Below are 17,751 nucleotides of genomic sequence, written 5' to 3'. Positions count from 1 at the left end.
TTCATGGTTGCATCTTTGTAATGTAGAAACAAACAAACAGTGAGATTTAAAATTAACATCCAAAAAAGTAAAGTAAAATTAGTAGTTGTTATGGCAGGGGTTTCAATAGTGTCTTGCGATTTAAAACAAGAAAAAAACAATATGTTCTTGTATACTAACGAAACAACTTCAACACGTGTAAAAACAAATATTGAAGAAGCAAAAGTACTGTCGGATGTGGTTCGTTTAAATGAAAATGTTATTCAATTGGCCGAGTTGGCACTCAAGAAAAGTGAGACTTACAAAGTAAGAAAAATATCAACGGAATTGATAACTGAGCATTTAAAGATAAAGGAATACTTAAACCATTTGGCTGAAAAAAAAATCATACTTCTACCTGGTAATTTTGATAATTCAGATGTTGTAAAGTTGTCAGGTTTAGACGGCGATGTGTTTGTTAAAGCATATTTGAATACCGTTTTTGATTTAGCAGAACGAGAAACCAATCAATTAGAGTATTTATCCAAAATAACAAACGATGTAGATTTTAAAGTGATAACAGTTAAAGCTCTCGTTAGGTTAAATTACAATTTAAATCAAATTAAAAAAACAATTAAAACAGATTATTAACCATTAAAAATTAACAATATGAGAAGTTTATTATACCTAGTAGCAGTGGTGCTTGTAATAGGTTGGGCTTTAGGGTTCTTCGTTTACAGTGCTGGAGGATTAATCCACATTTTATTAGTAATTGCAGTGATAGCAATATTACTGCGATTAATAGGAGGAAAAGGAGTGTAGTTTTAATAGAAACTGGAATTAAATAACCGCCATCAAAAAGTTTGATGGTTTAAAAGAAAAATAAATTAAAAAAAAATAAATTATGAAATCAAATGTAATAGGAGTATTAGCAGGAATAGCAACAGGAGCATTATTAGGTGTATTATTTGCACCAGATAAAGGATCAAAAACAAGAAAAAAGATTAAGGATAAAACCTTAGAAACTAAAGATACGATTAAAGAAGAGTTAGATAATTTTTTAAATACCGTATCAAAAAAATACGAATCTGTGGTTAAGGATGGGGAAGAAATTCTAGAAAAAGGAAAAAAAGAAGTTAATAAGAAAACAGTAAATTCTAAATCTTAATAATGGAAAACACAGATAACATAGCAACAAGCTTTGATAAGCTTTACAAAAAAGCTAAAGATTTTACAGAAACCAGTGCTGAGTTAGTGGCTCTAAAGGCTGTAGATAAATTAGCCGATGTATTATCAACTCTAACAGCAATCATTTTTATTGCAATCGTTGTTGCTATGTTCACTTTGTTTGTCAATATAGGTTTAGGTTTACTAATAGGAAAATTGCTTAACGCTTATTATTTAGGGTTTTTTATAGTATCAGCCTTTTATTTGGTTTTGGCTTTACTGCTTTATACATATAGAGATCAGCTTGTTAAATCGCCAGTGGCCAATTTAATTATAAAGAAATTGTTAAAATCTAAACATTCAGATTTAAATATTTTCGATAAACTTAAAAACAAACATCATGAAGCAGCATAAAAGTCAGATGCAATTACTAGATGATGCCATTCGTTTTTTGGAAGTTAAACAGAAACAGGATTATAACAATCTAAAAACACAGTTTGATGAAACTGCCAAAAGTTTAAAACCTATAAATATATTCAATCAAGTAATTAAAGATTTTCGAGAAACTCCAGGCGTAAAAATGAATTTGTTTGAAACCGTATTAAGTATTTCTGGAGGTTATTTTTCAAGAAAACTTATTGTTGGTAAGTCAAATACATTAGTAAAAACAGTTTTAGGATATGTTCTACAGTATACAGTAACCAATTTTATTTCAAAAAAGGTGCATGTAGATGATGAATAAAGAGTATTAATAGTGAAGAATAAATATTAATTATATAACTAAAAAAAATGAAAGCAATAAAGTTAACCATAGGAATATTTGCAGCAACTACCATGTTTGTTGCTTGTACAGATAGCCAAAAAACGATGGCTGAAAAAAAAGTTGATAACTTCGAGTTTTATATAGATTCTCTTAGTCGTGAAGCAGCAAACGAGTCTGCGGAAAATTGGGAAGCCATCGAGCGTAAATATGAAGAAATGAAGGCCGATGTTAGCAATTCAATAAATTCTTTAGATGATAAGTCGGAATTACAAAATGAAATGGATGAAGCGACTTTAAAATATGAAAAATATAAAGCCGAAGTTACCGCAGAACATGAAAGAATGGAGGCCGAAAACTCTAAAATGATGATTCGTAAATCGTTGTTAGGAAGTGAATATACGGGCGGAGATATGCAGTTTGCGTGGATTAATAAAGATAATATTTTAAGTGTATACCAAAACTTTGTAGATACGGTTGAAAAAAATAAAGATTCATATTCTCGTGAAGATTGGGATGAAATAAAATTAATATATGAAGCCATAGACACGCGAAAAAATACCGTTGAAAATGAAGGGTTATCTACTTCAGATAATACAAAAATTGCAGCATTAAAATTAAAGTTCGCCCCTTTGTATACTGTTAATAGAATGGGAGCAAAATCGGATGAAAATGCAAACGCCAAAAAATAATAACGAACCTAAATAACAACGAAAACTTATAAAATGAAGAAATATTTATTAACTGGTATATTGGCATTAATAGCAAGCATATCCATGGAGGCTCAGGAAATATCCAAAAATGCATTAGGACTAAGATTAGGTGACAGTGATGGTTTTGGAGCGGAAGTTTCATATCAAAGAGCATTAAACCAAAATAAAAGATTGGAGTTCGATCTAGGTTGGAGAGATAGCAAAAACTACGATGGTTTTAAATTAGCAGTATTACACCAATGGGTTTGGAATATAGATGGCGGCTTCAATTGGTATGCTGGTGTTGGTGGTGGCTTAGGCTCGTATGGGTTTAACGATAATAATGGAAATGATTATACAGATACCTTTGCATTCGCTGCAGGTGATATCGGTATAGAGTACAATTTTGATATTCCATTATTACTGTCGCTAGACTTCCGACCTGAAATAGGTTTTGGTGATGAGGTTTACGACAATAACGATCTGGACTTTGATATTGCCCTAGGAATCAGGTATCAGTTTTAATTAGTTTAACACTAAAAAATTAGAAATTATGGAAATTACAAAAGTAAATAAAGAAATAGTAGATGTATTACAAGAGTTACTTCAAAAGAACTATGATGCAGAAGCAGGATATAAGCAAATAATGCAGAAAGCAGAGGATGGTCTTTTAAAGAATTGGTTACAAGTTAAGGCCAAACAAAGAAGTCAGTTTGCCAATGAATTAGATGGTTTAATACGTCAATTAAATGCGACACCAGCTACAGATGGAACCGTTTTAGGATCTATGCATAGAGCATGGATAGATGTAAAAACAACCTTAAGTGCTAATACAGATGAAGCTATTTTGGAAGAATGTATTAGAGGAGAGAAAGCCAGTGTGGAAGAGTATGAAAAACAATTAAGTAAAGTTAGTAATTACTCCGATATCAATATGCTAATTTATCAGCAAATGGTTAGTATAAAAACCGCTTTAAATACTGTAAAAAAACTTGAAGATCTTGCTTAGCAATAGCGAATCTTAACAAATAATAATTAACCAAAAATTTAAAAAAAATGAAAAAATTAGCATACACATTTTTAGTATTAATGACAGCAGGAACTATTTTTACCAGCTGCAGAGACCAGAAAACAGCCGGCGAGAAAATAGAAGATGGCGTTGAAGAAGTAGGAGATGGCGTTGAAGACGCTGCCGAAGATGTAGCCGATGAAGTAGAAGACGCTGTAGATTAGTAATCTAGAATATATACATAATAAAAAAGACTGCCCTAAAGCAGTCTTTTTTTATGTATAGTATATTTTGAAAAGTTAATTTTTAACTAACTGCTTCTTTAATACGTTTAATGGCTTCAATAATTTGTTCTTGAGAAGCTGCGTAAGAAATTCTGATACAATCAGGGTTTCCAAAACTTTCACCATCAACAGTAGCTACCAACGCTTCTGATAATAAGAACATTGAAAAATCCGATGCATTGTTGATAGTTTTTCCTTTTAATGTTTTACCAAAGAAATAAGAAATGTTAGGGAATACGTAAAAAGCACCTTCAGGAACATTTGTTTTAAAACCTTCAATTTCGTTTAGTAAACTTAAAATTAAATCACGACGTACCTTAAATTCATCAATCATGTATTGTACACGACTAGGCGATTCGTTTAAAGCTGTAATGGTAGCGCGTTGCGCAATACAGTTAGCACCACTGGTTATTTGACCTTGCATCTTGTTACAAGCACGAGCAATTTTTTCAGGAGCACCAATGTACCCAATACGCCATCCCGTCATAGCAAAGGCTTTCGATACACCGTTTACAGTAATTGTTCTGTCGTACATATCTTCAAACTGAGCCATACTTGCATGTCCGCCAACATAGTTTATGTGTTCATAAATTTCATCAGAAACTACATAAATGTTAGGGTATTTCACTAATACATCAGCCAAACCACGCAATTCTTCTTTGCTATAAATAGATCCACTTGGGTTACAAGGCGAACTAAACCAAATCATTTTAGTTTTTGGAGTAATTGCGGCTTCTAACTGGTCTGGAGTCATTTTAAAATCGGTAGCAATAGTTGTTTTAACTTCAACAGGAATACCATCGTTTAGCTTTACTAAATCGGCATAACTAACCCAGTAAGGACAAGGCATAATAACTTCATCACCTTTGTTAGTCATAACCGCAGCAATATTAGCCAATGATTGTTTTGCTCCTGTAGATACTACAATTTGATTAGGAGTATAGGTTAACCCATTATCACGTTTAAATTTTGTGATAATCGCTTGTTTTAATTCCCCGTAACCATCAACTGGAGAGTACGAATTAAAATTATCATTAATGGCTTGAATAGCGGCTTCTTTAATAAAATCTGGCGTGTTAAAATCTGGTTCTCCCAAACTCAGGCCAATAATATCTTTACCTTCTTCTTTTAATTCTCTTGCTTTTGCAGCCATTGCTAAAGTAGCAGACTGCGCCATGTTTAAAATTCTATCGGATAGTAATTGCATTTAAAATAAAATAATAATTATTTAATTGTTAGACGTGTAAAGCTGGTTTCATTCCCATTTCTTTCAAATGTTTGAAATGGGCAATGATGGCTTTACGGGTAGTTTTGTACTCGTTGTACGGTAAGTTAAATTCTTTAGCTGTTGCTTTTACAATCTCTGAAATTTTAGTGTAATGCACGTGGCTAATATGTGGGAAAATATGGTGTTCTACTTGGTGGTTTAAACCGCCGGTAAACCAATTGATGATTTTGCTTTTAGCACCAAAATTAACAGTTGTTTTTAGTTGATGGATAGCCCAAGTATTTTTCATAGTACCATCGGCTTCTGGCAGTGGCATTTCAGCGTCTTCCATTACATGTGCTAATTGAAATACAACACTTAAAATTAAACCGGCAGTATAATGCATTACAAAAAAGCCAATAAGTATTTTCCACCAAGCAATATCTAAAACGAGCATAGGAAGTACAATCCAAATAGCAATATAAATTATTTTAGAAATTACGAGTTTACTCCAGTTCCAAACGGGGTTTGGGAATTTACCATACGATAACTTACGTTTCATGTAGCGTTTCATTTGAATAAAATCGGTAGTAATCGCCCAGTTAATCGTTAATAAACCATACAATAATACTGAGTAATAATGTTGGAATCTATGGTGCCAATGCCATTCGGTGTGTTCGGTGAAACGTAAAATGCGTCCGGCTTCTAAATCTTCATCCATGCCGTGGATATTGGTGTACGTATGATGTAATACATTGTGTTGTACTTTCCAATTGTATACATTCCCAGCAAGAATATAGATGCTGCTTCCCATTAACCGGTTAATCCATTCTTTATTAGAAAATGAGCCGTGATTGCCATCGTGCATCACGTTCATACCAACACCAGCCATACCAATTCCCATCACTATGGTTAGTAATAATTGTGCCCAACCCGGAATATCCAATGTTAGTAATAAGAAATATGGGGTTAAGAATAATGAGAACATTACGATGGTTTTTAACCAAAGCTTCCAGTTTCCTGTTCTTTTTAAATTGTTGTCTTTAAAGTAATCGTTAACACGTTTGTTTAGTGTTTTAAAAAACTTTGCAGAGTCCGTTCTGGAGAAGGACAGTGTTTGTTTTGTCATGCTATTAATTTAACGTTTGTAGTTAATTAGTTGGCTATATTAAATACGGTGCAAAGATAAGTATAAACTAAGTGAAGTAATATTGTTTTTTTGTAAAAATATGTATGTAAAAGTCATATTTTTGTGCAAAATTTAACAAGAATGGAGCTAATACTTAAATACTTTACGAATCTAACGGAAGACCAAATCCAAAAATTTCAGAAGCTGGAATCTTTATATCAAGACTGGAATTTGAAAATTAATGTTGTGTCTCGTAAAGATATAGATGAGCTTTATTTACGTCATGTACTTCATTCTTTGGCTATAGCAAAAGTGATACAATTTAAAGATGGAACTAAAATTTTAGATGTAGGAACTGGTGGCGGATTTCCTGGTATTCCTCTGGCTATTTTGTTCCCAAACTGTTCGTTTCATTTAGTGGACAGTATAGCAAAAAAACTAAAAGTTGTTGATGAGGTTGTACAAGGTTTAGGTTTAAAAAATGTAAAAACAACTCATAGTAGGGTTGAAGAAATAGACGATACTTTTCACTTTATAGTAAGTCGTGCAGTAGCTATTATGCCAACCTTTGTACATTGGGTAAAGGGTAAAATTGCTAAAGAACAAACCCACGACCTCAAAAATGGTATTTTGTATTTGAAAGGTGGCGATTTAACAGAAGAACTGCAAGATTACAGAACGGCAACTATTTATAATATAAGCGACTTTTACACTGAAGAATTTTACGAAACTAAAAAAGTTGTTCACTTACCTTTAAAATATAGGGGTTAATTTATAAACTAGATAACCCTTTAAAGTTTTCATTAAAAAAGTAGTGTTGGTTTTGAAACCAATACGTGTTATTGAAAGTTTCTATTTGTGTTATGTCTCCCTCAGGTGAAATAATATTTGCTGCTTTTTGAAAATACAGTTTGGCGTTGTTTAAATCATTTGCTTTGTAATAAGTTAAGGCCAAACCTAAAAGCGCATCAAAATCTAAGGAATCAAAACGCAATGCGGTGTTGTAATCACTAATGGCTTTTGGGTAATTACCTAAAAACATAAAGGAAGCGCCTCTAAAAAAGTAGGCAAAACTATTATTTTCATTTAGTTTTAACGCTATTGATAAGTCGGAGTTTGCTTTGTCGTAATAATTAATATCTAGATAAAACACGCCTCTATTGTAGTAAGTATCTGCGTTTGGATTCGCTAAAATAGCAAGCGAATAATCGTTTAAAGCAAGCGGATATTTTTCTAATGCGCTATATGCTGCCGCTCGTAAAAAATAAGTTTTTATTTCGGTAGGTGCCACTGCAATTATTTTTGAAATATCCTTTATGGTTCCTTCAAAGTCGCCTAAATCAAATTTTGTATGTGCTAAACTGTATATTGCATCGAGGAAATTGGGATCTAATTCTACCGCTTTTTGGTAATCTTGTTTCGCACCAACATAGTTTTTTAAGCTATATCTAGAGTTCCCTCTGTTGTAATACGTGTCTGCATCTGGCTTTAAAAGGATGATTTTAGAATAATCTACAATAGCGCCAGAATAATCGCCTAAATCGTTCTTTGCAATAGCTCTATAAAAATAGGCGTCTAAATTGTCTGGTTCCAAATCAATTACTTTTGAAAGCAGATCTATTTTTTCAGATAAATTATCGGTTTTATTGGCTTGTCGGAAAAATTTCCTTGCTTGTCCTTGGAATTGATGACAAGTTGCGATAAAAATTAATATTGCAATAATTCTTTTCATAATTAGTAAATGTAAAATGCTTTTTTTTGAATAAAGTTAGTGATATTTTCTAAGTTTTTTGTTTTTGGAATATGGCTAGTTGTTAATCCTAATGAGTTTTCATTGAAAAGTATTACTGTCAACATTAACTAAAAAGAAAGTTAAAACCTACTATAAAATGACTTTTAATGCGTTTTGTCGATAAAAAATACATAATAACGATTTTTGTTTCGTATATTGCCACCTTTTATAATTAATGTTAAAGCATTTTTTATTTAACTCTCAAAATTTCTCTCAATGAAAAAAAATGCTAGTTTCAGTTTTTGTCGACTTATTCTGTTGTTTGGTTTTGTGCTTATTAGTTTTGGATCCAAAGCCCAAGTGTTAAAAATTGAAGTGTTAGGTGGTGCGGTTGTAAATCAAGGTGACGTTGTTGTGATTAATGCTGGTAGTAGCTTAACCTTTAGAGCTACCAATGTTGAAACTGGTAATTGTGGAAATCTACAAATTAATGAAATAGCTATTAACAATACTACAGATTTTGGTATATCTCCAAACAAACCCAGTGATAAACTTAAGCCTTATGGGTGTAAAGGTGAAAATTATCTTGATTTTGAAATTGAGAATTTGAATACTAGTTGTACTTCTGTTAATACTTTAGTAACCATCGATATTAAAAACGGAACAAATTTCAGTTTTACCTTGGAAGTTAATTCTTCGCCCGAAATTTTTGTTTTAGGAGGTAGTCCTTGGGCAGATATTTTGCATAATGAAACAATGACTTCCGATACTAACGGTACTTACTATGGTCAGGTTGAAGAAGGAGCCTCGATAACAAGATATTTTTTAGTTACAAATGTTGGGAATTGCGATTTAACTGTTAGTGCTTTATCTAGTTCTAATTCCGATTTTACGGTGTTTAGTTCATCTGCCATCCCAATAAGTTTTTCATCCAACATTACTATTGGTGTTACCTTTGTAGCTCCCGCATCAGGATCGGGTACACAAAGATCTACCATTAGTATTGCCAACACAGGAAATGGAACTTTCAATTTTGATGTAAGTGCTGAAATGTTTAACTACAACATTCCAGGACCGGGAGGAATAACGGCTAACTTTAGGCTATGGCTAAAAACAACAAGAGGTATAAGTCATTCGGCATCCAAAGTGTCTCTTTGGGAAGATTTGGGAACTAACGGAAAGGATGCTGAGCAACTTGTTTCTGCTAACCAACCTACTTATTTAGATAATGTTGCCGATAATATTAATTTTAATCCGGTTATTAAATTTGAAAATAATGGTTCTACCATAGAGCAATTTTTAGGTAATGATACAAATGGTTTTTACAGTCAGGATGTATTTGTTGTAATGAAACCAAATACAACAGTATCAACAACTACTGCTAGGAGTACCATTTTTGCAGGAATTGATTCTGGCGCAGCAGGAGATGTTACGGGAATTGGTTTTGGTGATTATTCTTCAGAATTCACAAACGAAACACTGTCATATAATCAGGATGTTCCGGGGAGTGCAAGCTATAATGGTACGGCACAAATTAATACGCCTTATTCAAAAGCAGGCATTATAAATGTTAGAAATGACAGCTTTTCTTCACCAACGGCACAAGATATTTTATACAATTCAAGTCAATTAGCTACATCAACAACAGGTAATTCTTTTGCAAATGTTAATGGGGGTGCAGGAAGTAAATACTGGATAGGAAGAAATTATGATGCCCAAGGAAGTTTAAATGGTAGCGTTGCTGAAATTTTCACCTTTGGAGATCGGGTTACAGAAAGCAATAGACAAAAAATAGAATCTTATTTAGCTATAAAGTACGGTATTACCTTAGGTGCATCTAATCAAGCAGATAAAGATTATATTAATTCATTCAACACTAAAGTGTGGGATGTAACCGCTAATGCGGGATATAATTATGATATTGCTGGTATTGGAAGAGATTCTATATCCGATTTAAACCAAAAACAATCAAAAACTTTAAATTCTAACATTGGAATAACCATTGGGTTAGGAGGTGTTTTTTCAAAAAATAGTGCTAATCCAAATGAATTTGAAGATGATGGAGATTTTTTAGTTTGGGGTAATAACAATGGTGCGTATTCTGGTTCAAATATGGTTTCTGTAGATCTTGGTTTTGGAACTACGAGCATAACTAGAATGAATCGGAAGTGGAAAATTGTTGAATCAACAGAGGTTGGAGATGGAGATGTTGAAACTGTTTATATAGGAATACCTACCACAGCTTTTAGTAGTTTTTCAAAAACAGCAGATGAAGAGTATGTTTTAATAGTTTCTAATAGCGACTCTTTTAATGCAACTGAAATAATAGATGTAATTCCTCTAAAAATTAATGTTGATCAAACAGGAACACCAATTTTAGATAGTAATAATAGTGAGGTTTACGTTACTTGGTACGATTTTCATGACACCAAGTACTTTTCATTTGGTAAAACACAACGGGTAACTGGTAAAAGAGGAGTTAGCATTGGTTTAAACGATTTTATGGTTGGAGAGTCTTTTATGAATTTGAATGCAAATTCATTTACGGTTTCTGCTTGGGTAAAAAGTGCTTCTAATAACAGTTTAAGAACCATTATTGCTAAAGGAGATAAACTGCAAATGCGATTAAATACCATAGATCAGGTGGAAGTTTATATGGATAATAATGGCTCAGCAAGAATAACTTCAACAATGCTTATAAATGATGGAAAATGGCATCAAATAACGACTGTTTATAAAAGTGGAACTCTTTTTCTGTATATTGATGGTTTGCTAGATAAATCGGAACAAAATATCGAGCCCCCCACACCTAATTTTAATCATTTATCTATCGGTGCTTTCTATTTAAACAAACAAACTGTAACTAATCCTTTATTAGGAGACATAGATGAAGTGTATGTTTGGAATCGGGCCTTATCAGAAAATCAGGTTAGGTACTTAATGAATCAAGAAATAGAGAAAGTAAGTGGCGATTTGGTTTGTGGTAAAGTTATACCAGAAGCAACTTCAAGTAGTGAGGTAGCAACAATACCATGGAGTGAATTAAGTGCGTATTATGATTTTAATTCCATTTTCGGATCAACAGTAGAAGGGCAAACTGATGAAAGAAACTTTTTAAGATTAAATTATTTAGAAGAAGATAAAGCTATTGTTAATATTCAAACAACGCCAACGCCTTACGTTTCCGTTGCTAATGGAAGCTGGGATTCGGCTTCAACGTGGAGCAATAGTGCCAATCAAGTAATTCCTAATTCTGTGGGACTAAATGGAACGAATGTAAATTGGAACATTGTTCAATTGTCAGATGAAATTACCTCTGAAGACCGGGATATTTCCCTTTTAGGCTTAATTCAAACTGGAGGTACTTTAACCATGGCGGACCCAAATGAAACGTTTGATGAAACCAATTCCGGGCAAAGTTTAACTATTTCTCATTATTTAGAATTGGATGGCGTTATAGATTTGATAGGGGAGTCGCAATTTATTCAAAATGAAGGCTGTGTTTTAGATGCCGATAGTGGTGGATATATAGAACGCGATCAGCAAGGCACTGCAAACGGGTTTAATTATAATTATTGGTCATCTTCAGTTGGGCCTATTTCAGGAGATGTTTTAACACGTGGTGTTGGGGTGTCAAGCACAAACGGAAATCACACATTGGAAAATGTTTTAAAAGATGGTTCTATTTCTGGTTTATATGATGATTTGATATTTAGTACGAATCCAAATGGAAGCGGTACAGCTCCACCCCCTGGTTTTGCAAAAACAATTAGCACTACTTGGACTTATAAGTTTTACGGTGCTGCTGATAATTATTGGGCTTGGTCAAAAATTAATGAATCTTCTCCATTGATGGCGGGTGAAGGTTTTACAATGAAAGGAACTTCAGGTGAGGTTTCCATCGCTACAAAACAAAATTATGTATTCCGTGGATTGCCAAACAATGGTGATATTACGTTAGCGTTAGATAAAATAGCAGGAACTGGTGATGTGGAACGTTTAATAGGAAATCCATACCCATCGGCTATCGATGCTAATGAATTTATTCTAGATAATATCAGTGTCGCCGAAGGCGGTACTAATACCCAAACGGTTATTAATGGCGCATTGTATTTTTGGGATCATTTTGGTGAGCAAAATTCGCATGTATTAAAAGAATATGTAGGAGGTTATGCTACTTATAATTTAACCGGAGGTGCACCAGCAATTTCTAACGATTCCAGAATTAATACTACTTCAGATAATGGAAGTGCAGCTACAGGTACAAAAGTACCAGGACAATATGTTCCTGTAAATCAAGGTTTTTTTGTTTCAACCAAGTTAGAAGTAAACCCCAATGATAATAGCGGAACAATATCTAGCGTAGATGGTGGTAATGTAATATTTAAAAATAGTCAACGTGTTTATGCAACCGAAGATGGTTCAACCTCATTGTTTTTTAAAAATGCCAATTCAAAAGTAGGAAGCAAAACTTCAGAAGTAAGTAAAAATCAAAAGCCATTAATTAGGCTATTGTATAATTCGCCTTTGGGGTATCACAGACAAATTGTTATTGGAGCTAATGAAAAAGCTTCTAATGGTTTCGATTTAGGCTACGATGCTTATATGGCTGATGTGAATAAGGAAGATATGTATTGGATAATTAACAACGATGAATTTGTTATTCAAGGCGTTGGAAACTTTAATGCTTCACAAGAATTTCCAATAGGTTTAATTGTGAATAAAGCAGGACTGGTAAGTATTGCTTTAGATTCTTTAGAAGGTTTGCCAACGAGTACAACACTATATATTGAAGATGCTGAAACGAATTCAACTTATAGAATAAATGACGACCCATTTGAGGTGAATTTAGCAACAGGTGTCTACAACGATAGATTTAAAATAGTGTTTCAACCGAAAGAGAATTACCTATTATCTCAAACACAACTTTTGGATGAAACTAAAGATTTAATAGTCTATTATAACGATAACAGCTCGGAATTAGAAATACGTAATACTGAAAATATAGTGGTTTTAAATTTGGGCATTTATAATATGGCCGGACAACAGGTTAAATCTCTACTTGTTGATGATAATGCCTCAAGTATTTCCATACCATTAACATTAAAATCAGGTGCCTATATCCTTAAACTAAATACAGATGAAGGGCTTTTAAATAAAAAGATTATCATCAATTAGTCCTTCTCAAGGTTTTAAAACAAAAATGCTTCCAAATTTCGGAAGCATTTCTGTTTTTTTAAATTCTATGTAATGAAATAACTATTCACCTAAAAACGGATAACGATAATCCGTTGGGGTTACAAATGTTTCTTTAATTAATCGTGGAGATACCCAACGTAATAAGTTTTGAGGACTTCCTGCTTTATCGTTTGTACCAGAGGCGCGTGCACCACCAAAAGGTTGTTGTCCTACAACAGCTCCTGTGCATTTATCATTTATATAAAAGTTTCCAGCGCAATTTTGCAAAGCCGTTGTGGCCTGGGTAATGGCATATCTGTCTGTTGAAAGTATGGCTCCAGTAAGGGCATAATCACTTGTACTATCTACCAATGTTAAGGTTTCTGCATAAGCCTCGTCTTCGTAAACGTAAATAGTAATTATAGGACCGAATAATTCCGTATGCATTGTTGTGTAATTCGGGTTGGTGGTTACAATTACAGTGGGTTCAATAAAGTAACCTTTACTTTTATCGTAATTTCCGCCAGCGATAATTTCAACGTCGGCATCCGCTTTTGCCTGATCTATATACTTGGCAAGTTTATCAAAAGACCCTTCATGAATTACAGCTGTTATAAAATTACTCATATCAGCAGGCGAACCCATTTTAAAAGATTTAACATCTTCTATAATTAGTTTTTTAACTTCAGCCCATAAGCTGTTTGGTATGTAAGCTCTAGATGCAGCACTGCATTTCTGTCCTTGAAATTCAAAGGCGCCTCTTATAATAGCAGTAGCCACTTGTTTTGGGTCGGCACTTTTATGAGCCATTATGAAATCCTTTCCACCTGTTTCTCCAACAATTCTTGGGTAAGTTTTATAGTTGTGGATGTTGTTTCCTATTTGTTTCCAAAGTTCTTTAAAAACAAAGGTAGATCCCGTAAAATGCAACCCAGAAAAATCTGGATTTGATAATACAGTTTCAGAAATCATTACCGGGTCTCCAAAGACAACATTAATAACTCCTGCCGGTACTCCGGCTTCTTTAAAGATATCCATAATTATTTTAGCTGAATATACTTGGCTGTCACTTGGTTTCCAAACCACCACATTTCCCATTAAAGCCATGCAAGCAGGAAGATTTCCAGCAATGGCAGTAAAGTTAAATGGTGTTACAGCGTAGGTGAACCCCTCTAAGGGTCTGTATTCAACTCTATTCCATGCATCGCTAGTGCTTTTTGGTTGCTCGCTGTAAATTTCTGTCATGTACTGCACATTAAAACGTAAAAAATCTACCAATTCACAAGCAGCATCAATTTCAGCCTGAAAGATGTTTTTGGATTGCGCTATCATTGTAGCGGCATTAATTTTATAACGGTATGGTCCGGCAACTAACTCTGCAGCTTTTAAAAATATGGCAGCACGTTGTTCCCAGGGCATTAGCGACCAAGCTTTTCTAGCTTCTAAAGCAGTAGCAATGGCTTCTTCAACATGCGTTTTATCGGCAAGATGGTATGTACCAACCACATGTTTGTGGTCGTGTGGTGGAGACATGGTTCTGGTATTCCCCGTAGTAATATCTTTTCCATTAATATACAATGGCACGTCTACTGTGCTATTGTACATTTCCTTATATGCTTTAAGTACCGCATCGCGTTCTGGTGTTCCTGGAGCATAACTCTTAACAGGTTCGTTGACTGCAATTGGTACATTAAAAAAACCTTTTCCCATGATTTGTTTGTTTTTGTTATTGAATTATCAGTAAATAAGTCACGAATCTACGAATTTTCTATTGATATTTAGGGTTGAATTGCTCTTAAAACCGCGTTAAATTTTATATTTTTTTTGTAAGTTGCTAAAAAGATTTCAGACTACAGTTTTATGTGCACAGTTACTATTATACCCAAGCAAAACAATGATTTTGTGCTAACGTCCAATAGAGATGAAGCACCGAGTAGAAAATCATTACCACCTAATTACTATCTGAAAAACGATGCGAATATCCTATTTCCTATGGATGAACTGTCTAGTGGAACATGGATTGGTATTAGCGATAAAAATCGTGTTGTTTGTACTTTAAATGGCGGATTTGCTACTCATGAACGTAATCAAAATTACAAAAAGAGCAGGGGCCTTGTAACTTTAGATTTTTTAATGTTTCATGCTTTTGAAACGGAGGTTGAAGTTTATGACTTACTAAATATAGAGCCATTTACCATGGTAATCGCCGATTGGAATACCTCATTAAAATTTATTGAGTTGGTTTGGGATGGCAACGAAAAACACATTACTAATTTACCTTTGGAACCAAGAATATGGTCCTCTACCACCCTATATAATGATACGATGAAAGCGGAGCGCTTAAAGTGGTTTGAAGTTTTTAAAAACGAAAATGAGGTAAACGCTCAATCCTTATTAAAATTTCATAAAACTACCGAAAAGGACAATAAAGAGTTTGGTGTGGTAATGAATCGGGGTTTTGTTAAAACTACAAGTATAACACAAATTGAAAAGTTTAATGATTCGCTTGAAATGTATTACGAGAATCTTCAAAATAATACCATATCAAGTAAAACATTTAAACTTCCGCAAGCGGTAATTGAGTAATTCTGCTATCAGTTTAGCGCTAGCTTAATCTGAAATGGTTGCATGTTTTTGTCTTTTTTTTAAGTTTTTTACGGGTGTAAAATAAGAATCATCTTGGTACAGATCATGTTGTATTAGTACATGCTAATAAAAAAACTGTTGTTTTGGTGTAATATAATTTGATAGGTACATTTCATTAGAACCAATAGAGTGTATTTGCGGAGTGATGCGGATGCGGAATAGTTAAAAGCTTCGGTTAATAATACAAAGGCCTAGCGCTACATTAGCAGTATACAGAAAACTTCAGTTTTTTAACTAGGTTGCTTTTATAAATTCCTACTTGTTTCTAACTGTTTTTTCTTCCATATTAAACAAAAGGAACAATTTTTAGATTCGAAAAAACTAACAAATTTAAGCCTAAAAATGTGACGAAATCTCAGGTTAGATATGACAATTATCATACTTATTACATGTTGATTTTAGTAACTTTAAGTAATAAATTTAGTAGTCATGTTAACCAAAAAAAACCCAGAATTCGAAATTGGAAGAAATAGCGGTATTTACTTTGCAATTGGGTTAAATCTTATGCTATTTTTTTCTTGGCAAGCTTTGGAATACAAAACTTTCGATAAGGAAGAGGCCGAAATAGAGATTGTATCTATGGAAGCTCAAACCGAGCTAGATATTCCAATAGTACACATTAATGCACCGCCACCACCGCCACCACCTGTGGCTGTTAGTGAAAATATTCAAATAGTTGAAGACGTGGAGGATGTTATAGAGAGTGTTATGGAGAGTACAGAAACCAACCAAAATGAAGCGATTGCCGATAAACAAAAGGTAATTGGTATTGGTGAGGTAAAAGTTGAGGTTGTTGAAGAAGAAGTTGAGGTTGCATTTGCAGTTATTGAAGATGTTCCCGTTTTCCCAGGATGCGAAGGCTTATCTAAGGCAGCTACTAAAGATTGTTTTCAAAAGAAAGTCCAGGAACACGTTTTAAAGAATTTTAAGTATCCAGAAACAGCATTAAGTTTGGGTATTCAGGGGCGTGTTTCGGTAATTTTCATAATAGATGGAAAAGGACATACAGTGGGTGTTCGATCTAGAGGTCCTGATAAAATTTTAGAACAAGAGGCAGAACGCATTATAAGTTTATTACCAACCATGCAACCGGGTAAACAACGCGGTAAACCTGTAAAAGTATCTTATGCCGTTCCAATTTACTTTAAATACGACGACGGCATATAGTTAAATTGGTTTTTTGAATTATGTTAGTAAACCAAGAGTTATTTTAACTCTTGGTTTTTTTTGTTTTATTATTTTTATAATCGGAATATATTTGATGATTACACTTCGTCACAAAAAAACAACAATTGGGTAAGTCGCTTTTTAAGAAAAAGAATTGGTGTTAGATATTTGTCCTGTAATTAAAACCAAACGTATTATGAAAAAATCACTAAAAATTTTAAGTCTTTTTTTATTAGGAATAACTATCACACATGCGCAACAAAAAGAATCACATGATGTGGTTGTAAACATTTCAAATTTTAAAAGTAATAAAGGTCAGGCCTTTGTTGCGCTTTATGATAAGCCAGAATCGTTTTTAAGTAAAGAGGTGAAAGGTGCCATTGTTAAAATTGAAAATAACAGTTGCCGTGTTACTTTTAAAGATGTCCCCAAAGGGGTTTATGCCATATCTATGTTTCATGATGAAAATGATAATAGCAAAATGGATACTAATTTTATGGGAATTCCTAAGGAAACCTACGGATGTTCCAACAATGCTAAAGGGGTTTTTGGACCACCAAAATGGGAAGATGCTAAGTTTGAAGTAAGCAATCAAAGCATCACACAACATATTAAACTATAGTTAAGAAGCATACCAAAGCAGTAATTTTTCAGTAGGTTTAATTAGTTTGGGCTTTTGTTAATGGAGAAGACCAATTCAAAACAAAGTGATTAAACAGTTTTTTAGAGTTTCTCATCTATTTTAAACATCAATTGGCACTACCTCCGGTTAAGTAAGCATATCTCGTATCTATGCTGCTGTAAACATGTATTAATCAAAAC

Annotated in this window: 18 protein-coding genes; 14 read left to right on the top strand and 4 right to left on the bottom strand. The window is 33.5% G+C overall.

Annotation, left to right across the window (positions count from 1 at the left end):
* Positions 1-39 precede the first annotated feature (39 nt).
* The 9 genes from ABYI63_RS02605 to ABYI63_RS02565 all read left to right on the top strand — a co-directional run bounded on the left by ABYI63_RS02605 (position 40) and on the right by ABYI63_RS02565 (position 3,810).
* Positions 40-609, top strand: a complete 570-nt coding sequence (locus tag ABYI63_RS02605; RefSeq protein WP_372753130.1) for a DUF4142 domain-containing protein — start codon at positions 40-42, stop codon at positions 607-609.
* 18 nt (positions 610-627) lie between these two features.
* On the top strand, positions 628-780 hold the full coding sequence (locus tag ABYI63_RS02600; protein ID WP_372753128.1) for a lmo0937 family membrane protein: 153 nt from the start codon (positions 628-630) through the stop codon (positions 778-780).
* 82 nt (positions 781-862) lie between these two features.
* The gene (locus ABYI63_RS02595; protein WP_372753126.1) at positions 863-1,126 is read left to right on the top strand and encodes a YtxH domain-containing protein; all 264 of its coding nucleotides are present in this window, start codon (positions 863-865) and stop codon (positions 1,124-1,126) included.
* A gap of 2 nt (positions 1,127-1,128) precedes the next feature.
* A complete protein-coding gene (locus ABYI63_RS02590; RefSeq protein ID WP_372753124.1) occupies positions 1,129-1,539 on the top strand; it encodes a hypothetical protein in 411 nt (136 codons plus the stop codon).
* Positions 1,526-1,867 (top strand): hypothetical protein, encoded by a 342-nt coding sequence (locus ABYI63_RS02585; RefSeq protein ID WP_372753122.1) that lies wholly within the window; start codon positions 1,526-1,528, stop codon positions 1,865-1,867. The genes ABYI63_RS02590 and ABYI63_RS02585 overlap by 14 nt, the downstream gene beginning before the upstream one ends.
* A 47-nt stretch (positions 1,868-1,914) precedes the next feature.
* Entirely contained in the window at positions 1,915-2,577 is a 663-nt protein-coding gene (locus tag ABYI63_RS02580; RefSeq protein ID WP_372753120.1) for a hypothetical protein, read from the top strand.
* A gap of 33 nt (positions 2,578-2,610) precedes the next feature.
* Complete coding sequence (locus ABYI63_RS02575) at positions 2,611-3,102, top strand: hypothetical protein (protein WP_372753118.1); 492 nt, start codon at positions 2,611-2,613, stop codon at positions 3,100-3,102.
* A 28-nt stretch (positions 3,103-3,130) separates the two neighbouring features.
* Complete coding sequence (locus tag ABYI63_RS02570) at positions 3,131-3,586, top strand: PA2169 family four-helix-bundle protein (protein WP_372753116.1); 456 nt, start codon at positions 3,131-3,133, stop codon at positions 3,584-3,586.
* A gap of 47 nt (positions 3,587-3,633) precedes the next feature.
* Positions 3,634-3,810 (top strand): hypothetical protein, encoded by a 177-nt coding sequence (locus ABYI63_RS02565; protein ID WP_372753114.1) that lies wholly within the window; start codon positions 3,634-3,636, stop codon positions 3,808-3,810.
* A gap of 82 nt (positions 3,811-3,892) precedes the next feature.
* Here ABYI63_RS02565 and ABYI63_RS02560 read toward each other — a convergent pair whose 3' ends face one another.
* Positions 3,893-5,077 (bottom strand): pyridoxal phosphate-dependent aminotransferase, encoded by a 1,185-nt coding sequence (locus ABYI63_RS02560; RefSeq protein WP_372753112.1) that lies wholly within the window; start codon positions 5,075-5,077, stop codon positions 3,893-3,895.
* A gap of 28 nt (positions 5,078-5,105) precedes the next feature.
* The gene (locus tag ABYI63_RS02555; RefSeq protein WP_372753110.1) at positions 5,106-6,206 is read right to left on the bottom strand and encodes a fatty acid desaturase; all 1,101 of its coding nucleotides are present in this window, start codon (positions 6,204-6,206) and stop codon (positions 5,106-5,108) included.
* Between the two features lie 141 nt (positions 6,207-6,347).
* On the opposite strand from ABYI63_RS02555, the gene rsmG reads away from it, so the two are divergent.
* Complete coding sequence (rsmG, locus tag ABYI63_RS02550) at positions 6,348-6,977, top strand: 16S rRNA (guanine(527)-N(7))-methyltransferase RsmG (protein WP_372753108.1); 630 nt, start codon at positions 6,348-6,350, stop codon at positions 6,975-6,977.
* A 1-nt stretch (position 6,978) separates the two neighbouring features.
* On the opposite strand, the gene ABYI63_RS02545 is transcribed toward rsmG, so the two are convergent.
* Positions 6,979-7,938, bottom strand: coding sequence for a tetratricopeptide repeat protein (locus ABYI63_RS02545; protein ID WP_372753106.1), 960 nt, complete (start codon positions 7,936-7,938; stop codon positions 6,979-6,981).
* A 276-nt stretch (positions 7,939-8,214) separates the two neighbouring features.
* Between ABYI63_RS02545 and ABYI63_RS02540 the strand changes: the two genes are divergently transcribed.
* Positions 8,215-13,116, top strand: coding sequence for a LamG-like jellyroll fold domain-containing protein (locus ABYI63_RS02540; protein ID WP_372753104.1), 4,902 nt, complete (start codon positions 8,215-8,217; stop codon positions 13,114-13,116).
* An 81-nt stretch (positions 13,117-13,197) separates the two neighbouring features.
* Here ABYI63_RS02540 and pruA read toward each other — a convergent pair whose 3' ends face one another.
* Entirely contained in the window at positions 13,198-14,826 is a 1,629-nt protein-coding gene (gene pruA, locus ABYI63_RS02535) for an L-glutamate gamma-semialdehyde dehydrogenase (RefSeq protein ID WP_372753102.1), read from the bottom strand.
* 150 nt (positions 14,827-14,976) lie between these two features.
* Here pruA and ABYI63_RS02530 point away from each other — a divergent pair, with 150 nt between their 5' ends.
* The 3 genes from ABYI63_RS02530 (at position 14,977) to ABYI63_RS02520 (ending at position 17,551) form a co-directional block, all read left to right on the top strand.
* Positions 14,977-15,702: an NRDE family protein gene (locus ABYI63_RS02530; RefSeq protein WP_372753100.1), complete on the top strand. Its 726-nt coding sequence runs from the start codon at positions 14,977-14,979 to the stop codon at positions 15,700-15,702.
* 489 nt (positions 15,703-16,191) lie between these two features.
* Entirely contained in the window at positions 16,192-16,929 is a 738-nt protein-coding gene (locus ABYI63_RS02525; RefSeq protein WP_372753098.1) for an energy transducer TonB, read from the top strand.
* A 196-nt stretch (positions 16,930-17,125) separates the two neighbouring features.
* Positions 17,126-17,551, top strand: coding sequence for a DUF2141 domain-containing protein (locus ABYI63_RS02520; RefSeq protein ID WP_372753096.1), 426 nt, complete (start codon positions 17,126-17,128; stop codon positions 17,549-17,551).
* Positions 17,552-17,751: the final 200 nt, after the last annotated feature.

This window comes from Mariniflexile sp. (assembly GCF_041583155.1).
Taxonomy (GTDB): domain Bacteria; phylum Bacteroidota; class Bacteroidia; order Flavobacteriales; family Flavobacteriaceae; genus Mariniflexile.
Note: the sequence above shows the minus strand (reverse complement) of the source record. Positions and strands in the feature narration are given on the sequence as shown.

Coding starts and splice junctions, on each gene's coding strand:
- ABYI63_RS02575 (WP_372753118.1), top strand. CDS start 2,611: ATGAAGAAATATTTATTAACTGGTATATTGGCATTAATAGCAAGCATA.
- rsmG (WP_372753108.1), top strand. CDS start 6,348: ATGGAGCTAATACTTAAATACTTTACGAATCTAACGGAAGACCAAATC.
- ABYI63_RS02525 (WP_372753098.1), top strand. CDS start 16,192: ATGTTAACCAAAAAAAACCCAGAATTCGAAATTGGAAGAAATAGCGGT.
- ABYI63_RS02565 (WP_372753114.1), top strand. CDS start 3,634: ATGAAAAAATTAGCATACACATTTTTAGTATTAATGACAGCAGGAACT.
- ABYI63_RS02560 (WP_372753112.1), bottom strand. CDS start 5,077: ATGCAATTACTATCCGATAGAATTTTAAACATGGCGCAGTCTGCTACT.
- ABYI63_RS02585 (WP_372753122.1), top strand. CDS start 1,526: ATGAAGCAGCATAAAAGTCAGATGCAATTACTAGATGATGCCATTCGT.
- ABYI63_RS02590 (WP_372753124.1), top strand. CDS start 1,129: ATGGAAAACACAGATAACATAGCAACAAGCTTTGATAAGCTTTACAAA.
- ABYI63_RS02580 (WP_372753120.1), top strand. CDS start 1,915: ATGAAAGCAATAAAGTTAACCATAGGAATATTTGCAGCAACTACCATG.
- ABYI63_RS02540 (WP_372753104.1), top strand. CDS start 8,215: ATGAAAAAAAATGCTAGTTTCAGTTTTTGTCGACTTATTCTGTTGTTT.
- ABYI63_RS02570 (WP_372753116.1), top strand. CDS start 3,131: ATGGAAATTACAAAAGTAAATAAAGAAATAGTAGATGTATTACAAGAG.
- ABYI63_RS02530 (WP_372753100.1), top strand. CDS start 14,977: ATGTGCACAGTTACTATTATACCCAAGCAAAACAATGATTTTGTGCTA.
- pruA (WP_372753102.1), bottom strand. CDS start 14,826: ATGGGAAAAGGTTTTTTTAATGTACCAATTGCAGTCAACGAACCTGTT.
- ABYI63_RS02600 (WP_372753128.1), top strand. CDS start 628: ATGAGAAGTTTATTATACCTAGTAGCAGTGGTGCTTGTAATAGGTTGG.
- ABYI63_RS02545 (WP_372753106.1), bottom strand. CDS start 7,938: ATGAAAAGAATTATTGCAATATTAATTTTTATCGCAACTTGTCATCAA.
- ABYI63_RS02595 (WP_372753126.1), top strand. CDS start 863: ATGAAATCAAATGTAATAGGAGTATTAGCAGGAATAGCAACAGGAGCA.
- ABYI63_RS02520 (WP_372753096.1), top strand. CDS start 17,126: ATGAAAAAATCACTAAAAATTTTAAGTCTTTTTTTATTAGGAATAACT.
- ABYI63_RS02555 (WP_372753110.1), bottom strand. CDS start 6,206: ATGACAAAACAAACACTGTCCTTCTCCAGAACGGACTCTGCAAAGTTT.